Annotated in this window: 13 protein-coding genes; 12 read left to right on the top strand and 1 reads right to left on the bottom strand. The window is 43.8% G+C overall.

The window, feature by feature from the left end; translation table 11 throughout:
* Positions 1–178 precede the first annotated feature (178 nt).
* The 5 genes from D0T57_RS04955 to D0T57_RS04935 all read left to right on the top strand — a co-directional run bounded on the left by D0T57_RS04955 (position 179) and on the right by D0T57_RS04935 (position 10096).
* Positions 179–1327 carry an AAA family ATPase gene (locus tag D0T57_RS04955; RefSeq protein ID WP_163271484.1) on the top strand — a complete coding sequence of 383 codons (1149 nt, stop codon included), beginning with the start codon at positions 179–181 and terminating at the stop codon, positions 1325–1327.
* Complete coding sequence (locus D0T57_RS04950) at positions 1324–2031, top strand: DUF4276 family protein (RefSeq protein WP_255490501.1); 708 nt, start codon at positions 1324–1326, stop codon at positions 2029–2031. The genes D0T57_RS04955 and D0T57_RS04950 overlap by 4 nt, the downstream gene beginning before the upstream one ends.
* Positions 2032–2393: 362 nt before the next feature.
* Entirely contained in the window at positions 2394–8210 is a 5817-nt protein-coding gene (locus D0T57_RS04945; RefSeq protein WP_163271482.1) for a DUF3320 domain-containing protein, read from the top strand.
* A gap of 290 nt (positions 8211–8500) precedes the next feature.
* Positions 8501–9115, top strand: coding sequence for a hypothetical protein (locus D0T57_RS04940; RefSeq protein ID WP_163271480.1), 615 nt, complete (start codon positions 8501–8503; stop codon positions 9113–9115).
* 360 nt (positions 9116–9475) lie between these two features.
* The gene (locus tag D0T57_RS04935) at positions 9476–10096 is read left to right on the top strand and encodes a DUF4230 domain-containing protein (RefSeq protein WP_163271478.1); all 621 of its coding nucleotides are present in this window, start codon (positions 9476–9478) and stop codon (positions 10094–10096) included.
* Between the two features lie 127 nt (positions 10097–10223).
* On the opposite strand, the gene D0T57_RS04930 is transcribed toward D0T57_RS04935, so the two are convergent.
* Complete coding sequence (locus tag D0T57_RS04930; protein ID WP_163271476.1) at positions 10224–11306, bottom strand: retron St85 family RNA-directed DNA polymerase; 1083 nt, start codon at positions 11304–11306, stop codon at positions 10224–10226.
* A 628-nt stretch (positions 11307–11934) separates the two neighbouring features.
* Here D0T57_RS04930 and D0T57_RS04925 point away from each other — a divergent pair.
* The 7 genes from D0T57_RS04925 to D0T57_RS04895 all read left to right on the top strand — a co-directional run bounded on the left by D0T57_RS04925 (position 11935) and on the right by D0T57_RS04895 (position 20865).
* On the top strand, positions 11935–13425 hold the full coding sequence (locus D0T57_RS04925; protein ID WP_163271474.1) for a 2-isopropylmalate synthase: 1491 nt from the start codon (positions 11935–11937) through the stop codon (positions 13423–13425).
* A gap of 73 nt (positions 13426–13498) precedes the next feature.
* Positions 13499–14893: a 3-isopropylmalate dehydratase large subunit gene (leuC, locus tag D0T57_RS04920; protein WP_163271472.1), complete on the top strand. Its 1395-nt coding sequence runs from the start codon at positions 13499–13501 to the stop codon at positions 14891–14893.
* Positions 14894–14933: 40 nt separating this feature from the next.
* Positions 14934–15281, top strand: a complete 348-nt coding sequence (locus D0T57_RS04915) for a four helix bundle protein (protein WP_163271470.1) — start codon at positions 14934–14936, stop codon at positions 15279–15281.
* A gap of 66 nt (positions 15282–15347) precedes the next feature.
* Positions 15348–15941: a 3-isopropylmalate dehydratase small subunit gene (gene leuD / locus D0T57_RS04910; RefSeq protein ID WP_368666901.1), complete on the top strand. Its 594-nt coding sequence runs from the start codon at positions 15348–15350 to the stop codon at positions 15939–15941.
* Between the two features lie 85 nt (positions 15942–16026).
* Positions 16027–17538 carry an alpha-isopropylmalate synthase regulatory domain-containing protein gene (locus D0T57_RS04905; RefSeq protein WP_163271466.1) on the top strand — a complete coding sequence of 504 codons (1512 nt, stop codon included), beginning with the start codon at positions 16027–16029 and terminating at the stop codon, positions 17536–17538.
* 135 nt (positions 17539–17673) lie between these two features.
* Entirely contained in the window at positions 17674–18741 is a 1068-nt protein-coding gene (gene leuB / locus D0T57_RS04900; protein ID WP_163271464.1) for a 3-isopropylmalate dehydrogenase, read from the top strand.
* A gap of 327 nt (positions 18742–19068) precedes the next feature.
* The gene (locus tag D0T57_RS04895; protein ID WP_163271462.1) at positions 19069–20865 is read left to right on the top strand and encodes a chloride channel protein; all 1797 of its coding nucleotides are present in this window, start codon (positions 19069–19071) and stop codon (positions 20863–20865) included.
* Positions 20866–20911: the final 46 nt, after the last annotated feature.

Raw genomic sequence — 20911 nt, 5'->3', positions numbered from 1 at the left:
ATTCTTATCTTTTCCTCTCGGTTTAGCCCGCTAATCCATCGAATAAAATACAAAAAATCCATCTAAAAGTAGCCATAAAAAAATTGCTATAAAATTTAAACAGACTCTTAAAAAAGCTATCTTTGTTTATGCAATACGTTTTACAGAAGAGTAAGAACACTTTATATTCAACAAAGCTATGATACTCAGAGCCATAAAATATACGCGACATATAAGCCAGCCCCGCCAATGGCAACTGGATGGTCCCGGTGGCGATTATGCCTATTTCGAAAATATAAATTTGTTGGTCGGAAAAAATTCGGCGGGCAAGACCCGTACCCTCAGTGCTATCCATAGCCTTGCCAACTTGCTGAAACACGGCAAAGAGCATGGGCGTGATGTGACGGTAGGATTTTCCGAAAATTTTGATGTGATATTTACCGACAACGGCAAACATTACAACTATATACTCTCTTTGAAAAATGGAGAAGTGACCGATGAGGTAATTAAATATGAAGGGAAGACCCTTCTGGACAGGAATAAGAATTTCCTGCTCGACAGCAGCGGCAAGCAAATAGCGTACGAAGTGGAAACGAGCAAACCCATTGCTGCCTCGTTCGACAAAGACGGGAAACCTTATTTCGAACTTTTTGTAGAATGGGGAAATTCGCTGATGAATTATATGTTTGCCAACCAGTTTGAAAAAAGCAAGCAGGTACTGGATTATACTCGTATCGACGGCGGCGACCCCGGCATCGAAAGCACCGAAATTCTGATTTATACCTTCTATAGTGGTGGCGAGACGTATGGCGATGCCTTCAAGGATGATATTATTGCAGGCATGAACGATCTGGGATATAATATCACTGATGTAAGCATACATAAAAACGAAGACAATACCTACGGTTTGTGTGTCGAAGAAGACGGAAGCTATATTGTTTCGCAGCGCGATATGTCGCAGGGATTGTTCCGCTCATTGGCCATGATTATTATGCTCAGCTATGCGCGTATGAGCAACATGTCGCTTTGCATGCTTGTAGACGATATGGGCGAAGGGCTGGACTTCGATGCTTCGCGCCGTATGATGAACATTGTTATCAAACGGATAAACAACTCCAACCTTCAGTTCTTCATCACCACCAACGACCGTTATGTGATGAACCAGATACCTCTGCGTTACTGGACGGTGATAGAGCGTGAAACATCGGCGCGATCGGTATTTTACGACTATACCAATTCGAAAGACAAATTTGAAGACTTCAAATACACAGGACTAAATAACTTTGAATTTCTTACCACCGACTTTTTTAAAGAAGGCTTCGGTGCTATGGAAGAAGACGATGAATGATGAAAAGGATTGCCTTTTTTGTTGAAGGACAGACCGAACAGATTTTTGTAACCCGTCTGGCTAAGGAAATACTGGGAGCTTCCCATATCAATATCTTACAGCGGCAGTTTCGTGGAGGTACTAGCATACCGAAGCAGGAAATTGTCCGCAACTCTTCGTTTTCGCGCAATCCCCAATACGAGATAATGATATACGATTGCGGAGCCGACAACAGGGTGAAATCGGAAATAATAGAAAATATATCGAACCTGCGGAAGCGTGGTTATGAAAAGATTATCGGCCTGCGCGACTTATATCCTATACCTATCGACGACCTTGCACGGCTGGAGAAGGGGCTGCGTTTTCTGCCTGCGCACCTCAAGCACGATGCGCCGTACTACGATATGATAATTGCCATACACGAAATAGAAGCATGGTTTCTGGCAGAGACGCATCATTTCCGTAAGATAGACAAAAGGCTCACAGGCCCTTTTATCCACAAAAAACTTGGCTTCGACCCCTTTGTTGTAGATGCCCAGATGAGAAAGCATCCGGCAAAAGACCTCGACAATATCTATCGCCTTGTAGGCAAGTCGTACACTAAGCGTTTTTATACAACCTTACGGGTGGTAAATAAGTTGGACTTCGACAATATCCGCAACAACCTCAGATATGATATACCATCGCTAGGCAAGCTGCTGAAAATAATAGAGAAGTTTAAGTAATTGTTTAAATTTTATTCATTCTAATTTTTAGAACTGTTTTAGAGATAATTTTTTCATGCGCGAAGCGGTAGTAGTGGGCTGCTTGAGCTGAGCGAAGGGGGAAATTAGCCGAAAACAGACTAAAAATGAATGAAGAAAAAGTAGTAATTTAAGTTCTGCATTTGTTCGGATAATTTTCGTCTGTCATCGGTTTTATTACACGAATCCGATATTCCTCGTATAATTCTATCCGGCTCCGTGGTAAAAATCAAGATAAAAATAAGGCTAAATACACTGTTCAGCCTTATTTTTTTGTATCATTGTAGCTTGGTTTCATTTTTAACATTTTTGTGGCTCAATGCATATAAATACTATCTGACTAAATGGACAAACTGAAAGTTGAATTTACCTACCTGCCTGTTGTCAACTTTGCAATGCAGCAAAACCGGGTGTCGCTTATCCGCCAATTATCAATAGAAAACCTCACCGGAAACCATTTCAACGATTTGAAGGTAACCCTTATTGCCGAACCTGTTTTCGGCGAGGCGGTGCCTGTCGCCATACAGTCGTTGGGTGCAGGCGAAACCATCCGTGTGGAATCTTTGTCGCTCAACCTCTCGTCTACATACTTTGCCCAACTTACCGAAAGGCTAGCCGGTAGCATCACGGTGCAAATATCGTCGGGCGAAGATGAGCTTTTCCGGCAGGTATATCCTATCGACATATTGGCATACGACCAGTGGGGAGGTATAGCAGTGCTTCCCGAAATGCTTTCGGCCTTTGTCACCCCCAATCATCCAGCCATAGTGCCGGTAATAAGGCGTGCTGCCGCCATACTCGAACAATGGACGGGAAGCCCTTCGCTCGACGAATACCAGAGCCGCAATCCCGACCGTGTGCGCAAGCAGATGGCAGCCATCTACTCGGCAATAGCCGAGCAGGATATTATATACAGTACAGTACCCGCCAGTTTCGAAGAATATGGGCAGCGCGTGCGGCTTGCCGACACCGTTATGTCTCAAAAGCTGGGGACTTGCCTCGACATGGCTTTGTTCTATGCTTCGTGCCTTGAAGCGGTCGGCATTTATCCGTTGATTATAGTTGTGCAGGGACATGCATTTGCCGGAGGGTGGCTTGTGCCCGAAACTTTCCCCGATAATGTGATAGACGATGCCTCGCTGATAACTAAGCGTACGGCCGATGGTATCAACGATATTACGCTGGTAGAAACTACCGGCATGAATATGGGCGTAGGTGCAGACTTCGATCAGGCTGTCAGGTTGGCCGACAAACGGCTGGTACAACTCTCCGAATTTATATTGGCAGTAGATATCAAAAGGTCACGTTTCTCGGGAATCAGGCCTATACCTCAACGGATACTCAACGGGCAGTATTGGGAGATAAAAGAAGACGAATCGCAGGCAAGCGAATCCGTACAATCAGCCCCGCAAGCCGTCAGCCGCTACGACCTGTCGGGTATAGATACCGAGATAGTCGTTACCAAACAGCTGATGTGGGAACGTAAGCTGCTCGACCTGAGCCTTCGCAACAACCTGCTGAATATACGCGTCACTAAGAATACATTGCAGCTTATCCCAGCCGACCTTCCCGCATTGGAAGATGCTTTGGCCGAAGGCAGCGAGTTTCGCATAATGCACAAACCTACCGATTGGGACAATCCCTTGTACAATTTCGGTATCTACCAGTCTGTTGCCCAAAGCGACCCGATTGTAGAACTGATAAACTCGGAGCTTTCGCAAAGCCGCCTGCGGTCATACCTTTCGGAAGCCGATCTGGCAAAGGCACTTACATACCTCTATCGTTCGTCGCGCACGGCAATGGAAGAAAACGGGGCAAACACCCTTTATCTTGCATTAGGCTTGCTCCGTTGGTACGAGACACCGGCCAGCGAACGCCCGCGCTATGCACCTATTTTGTTGTTGCCTGTGGAAATTGTGCGCAAGTCGGCATCGAAAGGCTATATAATACGTTCGCGCGAAGAAGATACGATGATGAATATCACCCTGCTGGAAATGCTTCGCCAGAATTTTGGTATTACCATATCGGGGCTCGATCCGCTACCTGTCGACGAGAAAGGCGTAAATGTAAAGCTGATATATTCCATTATCCGCAACAGCATCAAAGACCAGCGCAAATGGGATGTGGAAGAACAAGCCATACTGGGCATATTTTCTTTCAATAAGTTCATCATGTGGAACGATATCCACAACAACTCGCACAAGCTGGCTAAAAACCCGATTGTATCGAGCCTGATGAACGGCAAAATAGAGTGGGAGGTAGACGACCAGATGGCAGATGCTTCCGACTTGGAGAAGCAGTTGTCGCTTACCGAACTGATGCTTCCCATCAGTGCCGACTCGTCGCAGTTCGAAGCCATTTACGAAGCTGTCAACGATAAGAGTTTCATCCTGCATGGCCCTCCGGGAACAGGTAAATCGCAAACGATAACCAATATAATAGCCAACGCACTGTATAAGGGTAAGCGCGTGTTGTTCGTAGCCGAAAAAATGGCTGCCCTTTCTGTTGTGCAAAACAGGCTTGCTGCTATCGGGCTTGCTCCGTTTTGCCTCGAATTGCATTCCAATAAGGTGAAAAAGACTGCGGTGCTGTCGCAACTGAAAGATACATCGGAAGTTGTGAAACAAACACCTCCCGAAAATTTCGCCCGCGAAGCCGAACGCTTGTTGGCTCTGCGTAAGGAATTGAATGTGCATATAGAAGCCCTGCACAAAGTATATCCATTTGGATGGTCGCTATACGATGCTATTTCGCACCACGAGTCGATAACAGAGGAAAAGCTCTTCGATATTCCCCGCACGATGATAGAGTCGCTCGATGAAGAAACCCTGTTGCAATGGCGCGAGGCTGTAGATTCGCTAGTGAGGACAACAAATGCTTGTGGGCATCCGCACAACCATCCGCTATCGGGTATCGAAATTGCCAATTATTCGTCGGCACTGAAAGATGAGGCGCGAAGCAATATCGGTGATACTGTAGTCCTTCTCGAAAAAATAAAATCCCGGCTGTCGGTTATATCTGAGTTGTTGGGAGATACACAGCCCGAGTACACGAAAGCCGATATGGATATCATTTCGGCTATAATGGATCATTTGCTGCATATACCCGAACTTACACCCGACCTGCTTACTGCACCACGCCTCACCGAAACGATTGACGAATACCGCGAAGTTGGCGTTCATGGCAAAGAGCGCGACAGGCTGAAAAATAATTTAGGGCAGCATTTCACTGCAGATATCCTTGCCATGGATGCCCGTCAGGCATTACTGTCGTGGAATCAGGCAAGCGACAAATGGTTCCTGCCACGATTGCTCGGTCAGCGGAAAATAAAGAAAATGTTGAAACTATATGCTGTTTCTCCTGTAGAGACGGATAATGTAAGAAGCATATTAAATGATATTATAAAATATCAGGAAGAGGAAAAATACGTGGCTCAGTTTGCCGCCAACCTGCCATCCTTGTTCGGACGCTATGGCAGGCGCGGAGCAGAAGACTGGGCGGTGATGGAACAGATAATGGACGAAACGGCTGTTATCAATTCGCTGATAATGAAATATGCAAACGATATATCCGATTCTTCGCGTATAAAGAAAGCCTTTGCCCGCCAGTTGTCGGAAGGAATAGAGCCGTTCAGGAGCATATACGGAAATCCGCTTGCCGAAATCAACAGCCTGCTGTCTCAGCTCGAAACGGCGGTAAACATATTGGTGCAAACACTTGGTATATCGAAAGATATGCTGTATAGCAACTCAGCCGATTGGATTGCATTGGCTTTGACCCGCCTCAATCTTTGGCTCAGCAATTGGGATATGCTCAAAGACTGGTATCAATGGTTGGTGGCGCGCAGGCAGGTAGAAGAAATAGGATTAGGATTTGTAGCATCCAGATATAAAGAAGATAATATACCGTCAACGAGTATAGAAGCGGTGTTTGAAAAGGCTGTGAGCCATGCTGCCATCCTTTACATTATATCACAAGAGCCTCAGCTTGAACTGTTCAAAGGAAAGATGTTCAACGAGGTGATAGAGAAGTATAAACGCCTGATGGCTGATTTTTCCGAACTTACCAAAAAGGAACTGTTTGCCCGTCTGGCAGCCAATATACCATCGTTTACACGCGAAGCTGCGCAAAACTCCGAAGTGGGTATTCTACAGCGCAACATAAGGAACAATGCGAGGGGTATATCCATCCGCAAACTATTCGACCAGATACCGACCCTTTTGTCGCGTATGTGCCCATGTATGCTGATGAGCCCTATTTCGGTGGCACAGTATATAGATGCCGATGCCGACAAGTTCGACCTGATAGTGTTCGATGAGGCTTCGCAAATGCCTACCTACGAGGCTGTAGGAGCTATTGCCCGTGGCAACAATGTTGTCATCGTGGGCGACCCTAAGCAGATGCCGCCGACCAACTTTTTCTCGGTGAATACTGTAGACGAAGACAATATCGAAATGGAAGACCTTGAAAGCATCCTTGACGATTGTCTAGCCCTTTCCATTCCATCGAAGCATCTGTTGTGGCACTATCGCAGTAAGCACGAAAGCCTTATAGCATTCAGCAATTCAGAGTATTACGATAATAAACTGCTTACCTTCCCTTCGCCCGATAATATAGAATCGAAAGTGAAAATGGTGCATATCGAAGGTTTTTACGATAAGGGCAAATCGAGGCAAAATAAGACTGAGGCGCAAGCCGTGATAAATGAAATAGAACGCCGCCTGAGGGATCGCAAGCTAAGGAAGAAGAGCATAGGGGTTGTAACGTTCAGTGCCGTACAGCAATCGTTGATAGAAGACCTGCTGTCCGACCTGTTTATATTCCACCCCGAACTGGAAACACTGGCGCTCGAATGCGAAGAGCCTCTGTTTATAAAGAACCTTGAAAATGTGCAGGGAGACGAGCGCGATGTTATCCTGTTTTCGGTGGGTTACGGGCCCGATGCTTCGGGGCGTGTGAGTATGAACTTCGGCCCGCTCAATCGCCTGGGTGGTGAACGCCGTTTGAATGTGGCAGTTTCGCGCGCGCGCTACGAGATGATAATTTTCAGCACATTGCGGTCGGAACAGATAGACCTGGCTCGCACATCGGCTGTCGGGGTGGTAGGCTTGAAGCGTTTCCTCGAATATGCCGAAAGGGGCGAACGTATCGTTGTTGCCGGACAAGCAGAAGAACAACCGGCGATGGCTATCGAAAATGTGATAGCCGGCAGACTGCGCGAAGAAGGCTTTACGGTGCATACCAATATAGGATGTTCGGGTTACAAGATAGATATAGGTATCGTAGACCCGGAAAACCCGTCGAAATACATATTGGGCATATTATGCGACGGAAAGAACTATAAACGGACTAAGACAGCCCGCGACAGGGAGATTGTGCAAAACGGTGTATTGAAACTACTGGGTTGGAACATTTGCCGGATATGGACAATGGATTGGTGGGAAAACAGTGACGATGTTATCTCCCAGATAAAGGAAGCTATAACGAATAAGCCGCAAGAAGAACTTTATATTGAAGAACTACCGGAAGAAGAACCCGAAATAGAAGCCGTGTCTCAAGTGCTGAAAAGTGTTCAGCAACAGGTAGTTGATAGTAGGGTGGGGGGTGACAGTAGTGAAAAGTATATATCCGCCGAACTGCAAACCATAGTTTCCGACAACAGTACCGAAACGTTTCTGTCGCCTGAAAGCCGGAGGATCATACTTTCGCAGATGAAAGAAGTGATACAGGTAGAAGCGCCCGTAAGCCGTCTGCGTGTGTGCCGCCAGATATTGGCTGCATGGGGGATATCGCGGTTGGGGCAGCGTCTCGATGCCAATTTCGAAATGCTGTTCAGTTTGGTACCTCACTACAAGACTAAGCACGAAGGACTTATATATATATGGAATGATAAGGAACAATGCGACGCCTACGATTCGTTTCGCCCGGGAGCTTCGCGCGATGCTGTAGACCTTCCACCGGAGGAAATTGCAAATGCGATGAGGTCTATTTTAAGAGATGAGATCAGTTTGCCTGTATCTGATCTTCAACGGCTTTGTGCTCAACTGTTCGGTTTTGCCCGCAGTGGGACTAATGTTGAGGCTGCTATGCAACGGGGACTTAAAGAAGCTGAACGTAAGGGATATATACGGGTAGAAAACCTGCGCGCTGTGATTTGTTAGAGTCTGTCTAGGCTATAGACTTGATTTTTTAACATAAAATATTCAAATAAGAAAATAATCCATATTATTTTTACCCCGTAAAATTACTATTGGGAAGAAGGAATGTAAGGCAACGCTATTTGGTTTATGTTCCTTGTTATGTGAGTAAAACTTCTAATACACAGCACAAAATGAAAAGAAAATTAATTGTCTTAGCGGGTTTTCTTGTACTGTTTAATGCCCTAAATGCCCAAGATCGTTCCCATATCAGAAATTCGATACAGAAGTGGGGACAGTGTAAAAATGTTGCTATGTCCGACAAATACGGAGCTGTAGCTATCTATGGCAACAATGGTTATTGCTGTACAAAAGATATTCCGTCCGACTTGAGAGAGAAAATTACAAATCTTAACAACGAAGACAAAAAAATCAAAGATGTCCGCCTATCGGAAGGTGGAAAGTGGCTCATCCTTTGGGGGGTAAACGGCTACAACAGCAGTAACCTACCTACCGACTTAACCACCCGTCTCAAAGAGCTTAACACTGCAGGCGAAGAGCTTCTTTCGGTAACATTCAACGATGCCGGAGACTGGATGGTAATTACCGACAACAAAGTATCGGCTTCGAGCCGCCAACTTCTCGACTTTATGAATGAAGGCGTTAAGGAGCATGGAGCATTGCTTTATGCACATATGTCGCAGAAAGGCATTGTATTAACTTACCGTAACGGATATAAATACAGGGGAATTGTACCTCAATCGTTGAAAAATGCGTTGAGGAATACATCTTTAGATGTCCACCGTGTTAAATTCTGGGACAATGGCAACTACTTCATTGCCGACGATAAAGACGGATATTCGTATAATATAGCAGACCATACGGCAACATCGACCTCTTCGAACGGTTATGCAGCGTCTTCTCGTTGAAGGAGAGAGGGATACGATTAGTTCTTTGTTCAGATGAATTAAAGCCCTTTCGTAGACTATATCCGAAGCAAAGGTAAAGCTGAATGGTAAAGGATACAAAATATCTGTAAAAAGCCTTACCATTGGCAGTAAAAAAAATAAAGACAGTTGCGACCTCAAGCCCGCAATTGCGTTTTATAAGTTCATCTTATCTCAAATTAAGCATTTGTGTTTTAGCCGGCAATTAAATCCGGCGAAGGGCACAGATGCTTATTTGTATAGGATATTTAGTAACTGTAATATTTCTTTAACTTACAGTTTTTGCCATCCTCTATGCTATTTTGTACCTTTACCTTACTATAAAATCATTTAAAAAAGATAATGACGGGAAAAAATATCTTCGCAACTTCGCAAAAGACTTCCATATTGGTTCTCCTGTTGGGAATAGCTATAGGGGCATTATTTATGTTTCTGCTACGAGGAAGCAATAAAAAGGATGAACCGCGAGTCGAAGTATCCCACAATATGATAATAGAGACGATAACCGATATAGGAAACCTTGAAGTGGTAAAATACAACCTACAGGATATTGTAGAATACAAGAAGATACGCCAGTGGCTACCCAATGCCAAAACTATGCTGGTAATATCGGGAGAGGTTACCGGGTGTATCGACCTTTCCCTCCTCAGCGAAAAGGATATCTATGTTTCGGGCGACTCGCTCCGCTTGATGCTGCCTGCCCCGCAGGTGTGCCATGTAAGCATCGACCATAAAAATTCGCGCATCTACAATATGGAATACGGGTTGTGGGAGACTGCCAAAATAGTGGACGAAGCTTACCGCCATGCCGAAATCAAATTGAGAGAACAGGCTTATCGTCTGGATATAGAAAGCAAAAGCCGCGAAAATGCAACCAATCTCCTTACTCCTATTTTACAGGCTATGGGATTTAAACATATACTTGTATCATTTAAATCGGATAAAATGCAGCCGAAAGGTTAGATTTAACAAAATTTCGCATATTTATCTGAACATTTATACAACGTCTAATGTTTAAGGTGTATAGTTTGTTAAGTTTGTGTTAGGGTTTAAGGAGGTCTTCGATGCGATATCGAGGCCTTTTTACTTTTTATACTATTCCCACGGTCTTTATTTTAGCCAAGGCTTTTATCGAATTCCTTACATACCTGTTCTCAGGTTCTACCGACAGCCAGAAATTAAGATATCCCACCAATCTTTTCAGGTATGCCGGATCGTTGTTGCCAATATGTCGTTGGTGAGCATCCAGTCCGCGGGTAAGTATGTAATGTACTTGTTGGCGCACCTGCCGCTTCTTAGACTTGGGAATGGTCATCTTCTCGCCCGAACTGATAGAAATACCTGTTACTATCTTTCTCTGTTTCTCACCCATATAGCGGGTTTTAGATCTCTTGACGGCAAAGTTTTCGGATTGTACGGCTTTGGTCACTATCTTTATCAGTTTGTCTTTTTCAAACTCATCGCCCGAAAAAGTCATATCATCGGCATAACGGCTATATGTCAGGTTGTACTTTGTAGCCAAAGCAGCCAGTTTCTTATCCATTTCGAGAGCCGCAATATTACTCAGTGCGGGGCTTGTAGGTGCGCCTTGTGGCAATCGTTGGCGAAGGCAGCATAAAGCAGCCAGCACATCCGATACATTGACCGGATAGCCTATTGCCTGAAATATTTTCCTGACGCGATATTCGTGTATCGAACCGAAAAAATCGACAATATCCATCTTGAGCACCAGCCTCTTACCCAGATGTGGTTTTGCATTGTCCTTTATAGAGGTATCCTTGCGGAAGCCTGTGGCAGCGGGGTGTAGTCCGACAGGCAGCAATATACGGTTGTATATCGTCTTTTGTATATTGAGCAACTGCTCGTTAGGCGCCGAAATGGTACGATAGCCCCCGCTGCGTTTCCCTATACGGAAGCTTTTATAGTGAATGTCTCTGTATGCCAGTATCTTTTTAAGTTCTACTACGTCTACAGCCAACAATTTGCTGCACCACGATAGCGATTGATTATCGTACGGAACGTGCGGGGCCGTTATCCGTTGCCACAATCCCGGCGATTGGGGTTTGTTGTTGATCCTGGTTTTGTCTTTTTCTGCGCTGTTATCATAGTTGAGTAGTTTGAATATAGCCCAGATTATAATTATTGCTATTGCAAAATATATAAGTATGTCCATCGTACATTCGTTTATAAAACAGAGGATGGGAGTTTACTTTTAGATAAATGCCTAAAGCATGAATAAATTCCGGAGGATTTAGAATATTAGCTTTAGGCATTTATCTAAATCTCGGAAAATACATGATTTTGCGGGGCGAATGCACCCCTTTCTTGCTAAATCTTTATACCCATCCTCAGTATATCAAAGAGTTATTATTGTGTGTTAGTGTCAGCCTGTGTTTAACTGTTTTAGCTAAAAGCACGCTTTTGGGCAGAACTCCTGCTGCCGGATCGTTACCTTTTTAGTAGCAAACTACCACCAAAGATAGCAAAACAACATGAAGAATTTGTTACTTAATTGCATAAAATGCAAACAAAGAACAATTTTGTCACGAAACAGGAAAAAAATAAACTTTTTATTTGTGTTTACAGAAAAATAAAATAACTTTGTCAACCGAAAAGTAAAAAGCATATGACAAAGCATAGTAATATTATTCTTAGCTCACTCATTATCCTCTGGAGAAATTTAGGGTGAGTGTTGCTATGTAGTTAACGATATAAAAAACTGAAAGCCTTTCTCACTCTTAAATGATGAGAAAGGTTTTTTTATGAGATATATGTTAATGTAAAACCAATTAAGAAAAGTTATGGACAGGTTATTTATTTTTGACACAACATTGAGAGACGGAGAGCAAGTGCCCGGTTGCCAATTGAACACAATCGAAAAAATAGAAGTAGCAAAGGCGCTCGAATCGCTCGGTGTAGACGTTATAGAAGCCGGCTTTCCTGTATCCAGTCCGGGAGACTTCAATTCGGTTGTCGAAATATCCAAAGCCGTAACCTGGCCTACCATCTGTGCCCTTACACGTGCTGTAGAAAAAGACATAGAAGTAGCTGCCGAAGCATTGAAATATGCAAAAAACAAACGGATTCACACAGGTATCGGCACATCGGAATACCACATCAAATACAAATTCAACTCCAATCAAGACGAAATAATAGAACGTGCAATAGCTGCCGTGAAGTATGCCAAACGTTATGTAGAAGATGTGGAGTTTTATGCCGAAGATGCCGGACGTACCAGCAACGAGTATCTGGCAAGGGTAGTACAAGCCGTTGTAAATGCAGGTGCTACTGTTGTCAACATTCCCGATACTACCGGTTATTGCCTCCCTACCGAATATGGGGCAAAAATCAAGTACCTGATAGATAATGTGGATATGAAGAATGCAATCCTTTCCACGCATTGCCATCAGGATTTGGGTATGGCTACAGCCAATTCGGTAATGGGTGTGCTGAATGGAGCGCGCCAGGTAGAAGTTACTATTAATGGTATAGGCGAGCGTGCCGGAAACACTTCGCTCGAAGAAGTGGTTATGGCAATCAGAAGCCACAAAGAACTGAATATAGAGACTAATATCAATACACAAAAGATATATCCCACCAGCCGCATGATATCAAGCCTGATGAATATGCCGGTTCAGCCAAACAAGGCTATTGTGGGACGCAATGCATTTGCCCACTCTTCGGGTATCCATCAGGATGGTGTACTTAAGAATCTTTCTACCTACGAAATCATCGACCCTAAAGACGTAGGTATAGACGATAATGCTATCGTGTTGACAGCACGTAGCGGACGTGCCGCCCTTAAAAACAGGTTGGAATTGCTGGGTATAGAAGTTAGCGAAGACAACCTAGCCGAACTATACCAACGTTTTCTCGAACTGGCCGACCGCAAAAAAGACATTACCGATGAAGATGTCTTGATACTGGCGGGAAGAGAAACTGATATGATGCGACGTATCAAGCTCGACTTTATGCAGACCACTTCGGGCAAGGGCGTAAAATGTATAGGTGTAGTAGGACTTGATATTGCCGGTGAAAAATTTCAGGCATCGGCCACCGGAAACGGACCTGTGGATGCGGCGATAAAGGCTGTGAAAGAAATAATAAAGCGGAAAATGGTTATAGAAGAATTTCTTATCCAGGCCATCAATAAGGGTAGCGACGATACAGGGAAAGTGCATATGCAGGTATCGCACGAAGGTCAGAATTATTATGGTTTCTCGGCTCATACCGATATAGTAGTAGCTTCGGTAGAAGCATTTATCAACGCAGTTAATAAATTCGTAAAATAAGGATGAGTGTATTTGCCAAAATATCAGCCACGCAAGATCCATTAAAGTAAAAACTATAAAATCATTATAAAGAATGAAAACTTTATTCGACAAAATCTGGGATGCGCATGTCGTATCATCTGTAGAAAACGGACCTACACAATTGTATATCGACCGTCACTTCTGCCACGAGGTAACCAGTCCACAAGCATTCAACGGACTTAGGGCACGCGGGCTAAAGGTGTTCCGTCCCGAAAAGACAACCATCACCGCCGACCACAATACGCCTACTATCAATCAAGACCAGCCGGTAAAAGACCCTGTGTCTAAAAACCAATTGGATACCCTGTCTAAAAATGCGCAAGAGTTCGGGATAAACCTGTTTTACCCTCTTGGACATAAGAAAAATGGCGTGGTACACATCATCGGCCCTGAGAATGGATTTACACAACCGGGAATGACTATTGTTTGCGGCGACAGCCATACTTCCACACATGGAGCATTCGGTTCGATAGCGTTTGGTATCGGTACCAGCGAGGTGGAGATGGTATTGGCTTCGCAGTGTGTATTGCAGACTCGCCCTAAGACAATGCGTATCACCTTCAACGGTAAACTGAAAGACGGGGTTACTGCTAAAGATCTTGCACTTTATATGATTTCGAAGCTAACGACAGGCGGTGCAACAGGCTATTTTGTAGAATATGCCGGAGAAGCCATCCGCAATATGTCGATGGAAGAACGTATGACACTCTGTAACCTAAGCATCGAAATGGGTGCGCGTGGTGGATTAATCGCTCCGGATGAAACCACATTCGAATATGTAAAAGGACGCGAATTTGCCCCTAAAGGCGAGGCTTGGGACAAAGCTCTGGTTTACTGGAAAACGTTGAAAACCGATGAAGGAGCTAAATTCGACAAAGAGCTGGTTTTCGATGCCTCCGAAATAGAACCGATGATTACCTACGGAACTAACCCGGGAATGGGTATGGGCATCAATGAGTCGATACCGACCCTCGACCAGATAGATGAAGCCGGGCGTATCTCATTCCAAAAATCTATGGGTTACATGGGCTTCGAGCCGGGCGAGAAAGTAGAAGGCAAACAAATAGACTACGTATTCCTTGGCAGTTGTACCAATGGACGTATCGAAGATTTCCGCGCATTTGCCAACTTTGTAAAAGGCAAGAAAAAAGCCGACAATGTAGTCGCCTGGCTTGTACCGGGCAGCCACATGGTAGTAGACCAGATAAAAGCAGAAGGACTGGACAAGATACTTACCGAAGCCGGCTTCGAACTGCGACAACCGGGTTGCTCGGCCTGCCTTGCCATGAATGACGATAAAGTTCCTGCCGGAAAGTATGCAGTCTCTACATCCAACCGCAACTTCGAAGGACGCCAGGGGCCGGGCGCACGCACTATACTCGCCGGGCCGCTTGTTGCCGCCGCGGCGGCTGTAACCGGAAGGATAACTGATCCGAGAGCTGTTTAATTAGCAAATTCGAGTATTAGCAAATTTGAAAATGAAATAAATGAGAGAAACAGGAAATATAATAGTTGACTTATCTTTTAAATTTGCTTTAGACATCATCGTTTTTGCAGAAACACTGGAACGGGAAAGAAAATATATAGTTGCAAATCAATTATTAAAAAGTGGAACTTCTATTGGGGCAAACGTAAGAGAAGCCCAAAATGGAGAAAGCAAACAAGATTTTATCCATAAATTGAAGATTGCAGCAAAAGAGGCGGATGAAACTGAGTACTGGTTACTTTTATGTGAAAACTCAGAAAATTATCCTTTTTCACCTCAGTTATTAGAAGATATAAAAATTATACAAAAGATTATCAACAAAATTATCGGAACAGCAAAATCAAAATAATCAGCAAATTTGAAAATTAAAGAATTTAATTTGCTAATATGCTAATTCGCTAATTTACAAATTAACATTATGGAAAAATTCGAAACACTAACATCAACATACGTTCCGCTTCCTATCGAGAATGTGGATACAGACCAAATCATACCTGCACGCTTCCTGAAAGCTACAGACAAAGAAGGATTCGGAAACAACCTCTTTGCCGACTGGCGCTACAATAAAGATGGCAGCCCTAAGGCAGATTTCGTATTAAACAACCCTACGTATAGCGGACAGATACTTGTAGCCGGCAAAAATTTCGGTAGCGGTTCGAGCCGCGAACATGCTGCATGGGCAGTAGGTGGATATGGTTTCAGAGCCGTAGTATCAAGTTTCTTTGCCGATATTTTCAGGAACAATGCTCTGAACAATGGGGTCTTGCCAGTTATAGTTTCACCTGAATTTCTGGCAGAAATATTTGCAAGCGTAAATGCCGACCCTAAAGCAACACTGACTATCAATCTCGAAAAGCAAACGATAACAAATAATGCAACAGGCAAATCGGAAAACTTCGAAATAAACCCATATAAGAAAGAATGCCTGCTCAAGGGGCTCGATGATATAGATTACCTACTATCAAAGAAAGACCTGACAGAGAAATATGAAGTTAATTCGAAAATTTGAAAATTAGCATATTAGCAAATTGAGTTTATTTTTACTAATTCTTGAATTTGCTAATATGCTAATTTACTAATCTGCTAATTGAACTATGATCGAAATAATGGATACCACCCTGCGCGACGGGGAACAAACATCAGGAGTATCTTTCTCTACAAAAGAGAAACTGAGCATAGCCCACCTCTTGCTCGAAGACCTTGGTGTCGACCGCATAGAGGTAGCATCGGCACGCGTATCGCAAGGGGAATTTGATACCGTAAAGAAGATTGCCAACTGGGCTGCATCGGCAGGGCATATAGAGAAAGTGGAAATACTCGGCTTTATAGACAAAGGAGCTTCGCTGCAATGGATAAAAGATGCCGGATGCAAAACCATAAACCTGCTTACAAAAGGATCGTACAAACACGTTACCGAGCAGTTGCGCAAAACGCCCGACGAACATCTTAAAGACATAAGATATGAAGTAGAACTGGCTCATAAAATGGGTGTTACAGTCAATCTTTATCTCGAAGACTGGTCGAATGGTATCATTCACTCCGAAGATTATGTCTATTTTTTGATGGAAGGCCTGAAAGATTTGCCTATCAAGCGGTTTATGCTTCCCGATACGTTAGGAATACTCAATCCTCATAGTGTATGGCGTTGTTGCCGCAGGATGATAAACCGGTATCCCAATTTGCATTTCGATTTCCATGCTCACAACGACTACGATCTTGCTGTGGCTAATACGATGGTAGCGGCCGAAGTAGGCGTTAAAGGTGTACATGTAACTGTCAACGGATTGGGCGAGCGTGCCGGAAACGCATCCTTAGCCAGTGTCGTAGCCGTATTTCACGATCAGCTGAACCTTGAAACATCTATCAAGGAGCAGAAAATAAATAAGGTAAGCCGTGTAGTCGAATCATTTTCCGGTCAGGCTATTTCTTCCAACCAACCGATTGTTGGCGATAATGTGTTTACACAATGCGCAGGCATCCATGCCGATGGCGACAACAAAAACAATCTGTATTTCAACGATTTGTTTCCCGAACGTTTCGGGCGTATTCGCGAATATGCTTTAGGAAAACTCTCAGGAAAGTCTAATATCAGGAAAAATATTGAGGCGTTGGGCATAGAACTCGATGAAACGGAAATGGCAAAAGTTACCACCCGTGTCATAGAGTTGGGAGACAAAAAAGAAATCATCACGCAGGACGACCTTCCATACATCATAGCCGATGTACTTAAAAACAATGAGAAAGAAGACCGTATCAAGATACTTTCTTTTGCCTTTGTCCTGACCAAAGGATTGCGCCCGACAGCTACAGTCAAAGTAGAGATAGACGGACAGGAATATGAGTGGACAGCTCCGGGCGACGGACAATATCATGCTTTTTCCAAGGCTCTCTACAAAATATACACGCGCCTGGATAAACCTACTCCTACTCTTACCAACTATGCCGTGTACATTCCGCCCGGCGGGCGTACCGATGCTTTGGTGCAAACAGTTATCACATGGGAATTTAAAGGCAAGACCTTTAAGACAAGGGGGCTGGATGCCGACCAGACGGAAGCTGCTGTGAAGGCTACCGAAAAGATGCTGAATATAATAGAGGATATGTAAACCAATACTCTATTCAGGTATATACGTATATGCCAATTTACAGGAAATTTGTATATTTAAGCGTGAAAAAAACAGGAAATAAGAATATCTAATTGTGCAAATAGCTATGAGCTATAAGCTAAAAGTTGACAACTAATGAATTTAAACATTGCTGTACTTCCCGGCGACGGGATAGGGCCTGAGATAATAAGCCAGGCATTGAGAATAACAGAAGCCGTTTGTGAAAAATTCGGACACGACCTGACCTACGAATATGCCCTCGTTGGAGCTTCTGCCATCGACCAAGTAGGAAACCCATATCCCGATGGTACACACGAGTTGTGTATGTCGTCCGATGCTGTCTTATTCGGAGCCATAGGAGACCCTAAATATGACAACGACCCCTCGGCTAAAGTGCGTCCCGAACAAGGCTTGCTCGCCATGCGTAAAAAACTGGGGCTATATGCCAACATCCGTCCGGTATCTACTTTCCCCTCGTTGATACATAAATCACCACTCCGTGCCGACTTGGTTGACGGAGCAGATTTTATGTGTATCCGCGAGCTTACAGGTGGCCTGTATTTCGGACGCCCGCAAGGACGGAGCGAAGATGGCAATACAGCTTACGACACTTGTGTTTACACACGTGAAGAAGTAGAACGCATCCTCCATCTTTCTTATAAATATGCCCGTCTTCGCCGTAAGAAAGTTACGGTAGTAGACAAGGCTAATGTACTGGCTACATCACGCCTGTGGCGTCAGGTAGCTCAGGAAGTGGAAAAACAGTATCCTGATGTAGAAACAGAATATATGTTTGTAGACAATGCTGCTATGCAGATCATACAATGGCCTAAGCGTTTCGATGTACTTGTTACCGAAAACCTGTTCGGCGACATCCTTACCGACGAGGCTTCTGTAATAACCGGTTCGCTGGGAATGCTTCCTTCTGCTTCAATCGGGATACATACATCTGTATTCGAACCGATACACGGTTCTTATCCGCAGGCAGCAGGCAAGAACATAGCCAACCCACTGGCAACCGTACTGTCGGCAGCACTAATGTTCGAATACGCGTTCGAACTTCACGAAGAAGGGGCGCTTATCCGCAAAGCTGTAGATGCTTCGATGGACGCCGGAGTAGTGACAGAAGATATTGCACAGGGAGGAAAAGCTTATTCGACATCGGAAGTCGGCGACTGGCTTCTAAATTATATTAAAGAATAACGTTCCTATATAATTAACAGAGGCGGAGCAATCACATGTTCCGCCTTTTGTTTTTTAACAGCAACATTTTTTTAGAGCCTGTTTAAATTTTATAGCAAATCTTTTTTATAGCTATTATTAGATGGATTTTACGTATTTTGCTCGCTGGTTTAGCGGGCTAAACCGAGAGGAAAATGTGGAAAATACGCTAAAAAGAGCATAAAAAAGTTGCTAAGAACTGTACTAAAGAACCTATAAGAAATATTTTCGCTAAAATTTAAACAGGCTCTTAATATTTTCATAATATGCTTTATTTTTTATATTTTTGGAGGTTCAATTCAAAAAGAAATGTCATTCAGAAAACTATACAATAATTTCCTTGTCTGGAAAACCAAAAATGTAAAAGAAAAGCAAATGGTATTGTTTGTGAGTTTCCTTATCGGGATATTCACGGCATTGGCAGCATATATACTCAAGAGCCTTATCCATCTCATCCAAAAGATACTCACATCCCCTTTCCTTACCGAAGGTGCTAACTATATGTACCTTATTTATCCGGCAATAGGCATACTCATAGCCGGGCTTTTTGTAAGATATGTGGTTCGCGATGATATCAGCCACGGGGTAACGAAGATACTTTATGCCATTTCGCAGAAGAAAAGCTTTATAAAATTACATAATGTTTATACCTCTATCGTAGCCAGTTCTATCACCATCGGATTTGGGGGATCGGTAGGAGCCGAGGCTCCGATTGTGCTTACAGGATCGGCTATAGGTTCCAATCTGGGGCGTTTTTTCAAAGTAGAACAAAAATACCTTATGCTGCTTATCGGCTGTGGTGCTGCCGGTGCAATTGCAGGGATATTTAAAGCACCGATTGCAGGTTTGGTTTTCGTGGTCGAAGTGTTACTGCTCGACCTTACCACCTTTACCGTTCTGCCACTTCTGGTTACCTCAGTTACAGCGGCTACCCTTTCGTATCTCACAATGGGTACTACATCTATGTTTACCTATGCCCATACCGATAGTTTCCTGCTCGAACGCATACCATATGTCATACTTTTAGGTATATTCTGCGGATTGGTATCACTGTACTTTACCCGTGCTATGGGATGGTTCGAAAACCAGTTCCGCAAACTTACTTACTGGCCCAAATTCGCTATAGGCGCAACTATACTGAGCATCCTTATCTTCCTGCTCCCTCCGCTTTATGGCGAAGGATACGATACGATAAATGCGCTGATTAGCGGCTCCGGCGATTTTGGTACGCTAATCGACAATAGTGTATTTTATAAATTTCAGGATTATAGATGGACTATCATAATATTCCTGTCGGGAGTATTGCTGATGAAAGTTTTTGCCTCCAGTGCGACTAATGGTGCTGGCGGAACCGGTGGTATATTCGCACCTTCTCTTTTCCTTGGATGTATAGCCGGGTTTATATTTGCATTCGGCCTCAATCATTCGGGTTTCGCCACATATATACCCCTGCTTCCGGAAGAAAACTTTGCATTGATGGGTATGGCGGGAGTGATGGCAGGAGTAATGCATGCGCCACTGACAGGCACATTCCTTATCGCAGAACTGACAGGTGGATACGAGCTTTTACTACCATTAATGATCGTTTCCATATCATCGTATGTAGTAATCAAGCTTTTCGAACCACATAGCATATACTCTATGCGTCTGGCTAAGAAAGGTGAATTGATAACGCACCAGAAAGACAAAGCAGTATTGACATTGATGGATATTGAAAAACTGATAGAAACCAATTTTCAAGCAATAAATCCCGAAATGAGCCTGGGTGATATGGTCAAAGTCATTTCACGTTCGTCGCGTAATGTTTTCCCCGTATTAGACGATAAGAAACGATTTCTGGGCATTGTACTCATAGACAATATACGGAATATAATGTTCCGCCCCGAACTATACAACCGTTTTCATGTATCGCGCTTTATGACCTCGCCGCCGGCAACCATAGTTGTGGGAATGACAATGGAGGAGATTATGAAACGTTTCGATGGCACAAAGGCCTGGAACCTGCCGGTGATAGACGAAAACGATGTGTATCTAGGCTTCATATCCAAGTCGAACATACTGGATGTTTATCGCGAAGTGCTTGCTGAAAATTTCGTGGAAGAATAATAGGCTTGCGGCGATAATATCAATATAGAACTCATCTTGACTTTTT

It is taken from the genome of Dysgonomonas sp. 511 (genome assembly GCF_010501105.1).
In the GTDB taxonomy this organism is placed as follows: domain Bacteria; phylum Bacteroidota; class Bacteroidia; order Bacteroidales; family Dysgonomonadaceae; genus Dysgonomonas.
The sequence above is the reverse complement of the archived record's forward strand: the minus strand, read 5'-3'. Positions and strand labels throughout refer to the sequence as shown.

Coding starts and splice junctions, on each gene's coding strand:
- D0T57_RS04955 (WP_163271484.1), top strand. CDS start 179: ATGATACTCAGAGCCATAAAATATACGCGACATATAAGCCAGCCCCGC.
- D0T57_RS04940 (WP_163271480.1), top strand. CDS start 8,501: ATGTCCGACAAATACGGAGCTGTAGCTATCTATGGCAACAATGGTTAT.
- D0T57_RS04895 (WP_163271462.1), top strand. CDS start 19,069: ATGTCATTCAGAAAACTATACAATAATTTCCTTGTCTGGAAAACCAAA.
- leuB (WP_163271464.1), top strand. CDS start 17,674: ATGAATTTAAACATTGCTGTACTTCCCGGCGACGGGATAGGGCCTGAG.
- D0T57_RS04950 (WP_255490501.1), top strand. CDS start 1,324: ATGATGAAAAGGATTGCCTTTTTTGTTGAAGGACAGACCGAACAGATT.
- D0T57_RS04915 (WP_163271470.1), top strand. CDS start 14,934: ATGAGAGAAACAGGAAATATAATAGTTGACTTATCTTTTAAATTTGCT.
- leuC (WP_163271472.1), top strand. CDS start 13,499: ATGAAAACTTTATTCGACAAAATCTGGGATGCGCATGTCGTATCATCT.
- D0T57_RS04930 (WP_163271476.1), bottom strand. CDS start 11,306: ATGGACATACTTATATATTTTGCAATAGCAATAATTATAATCTGGGCT.
- D0T57_RS04945 (WP_163271482.1), top strand. CDS start 2,394: ATGGACAAACTGAAAGTTGAATTTACCTACCTGCCTGTTGTCAACTTT.
- D0T57_RS04925 (WP_163271474.1), top strand. CDS start 11,935: ATGGACAGGTTATTTATTTTTGACACAACATTGAGAGACGGAGAGCAA.
- D0T57_RS04905 (WP_163271466.1), top strand. CDS start 16,027: ATGATCGAAATAATGGATACCACCCTGCGCGACGGGGAACAAACATCA.
- D0T57_RS04935 (WP_163271478.1), top strand. CDS start 9,476: ATGACGGGAAAAAATATCTTCGCAACTTCGCAAAAGACTTCCATATTG.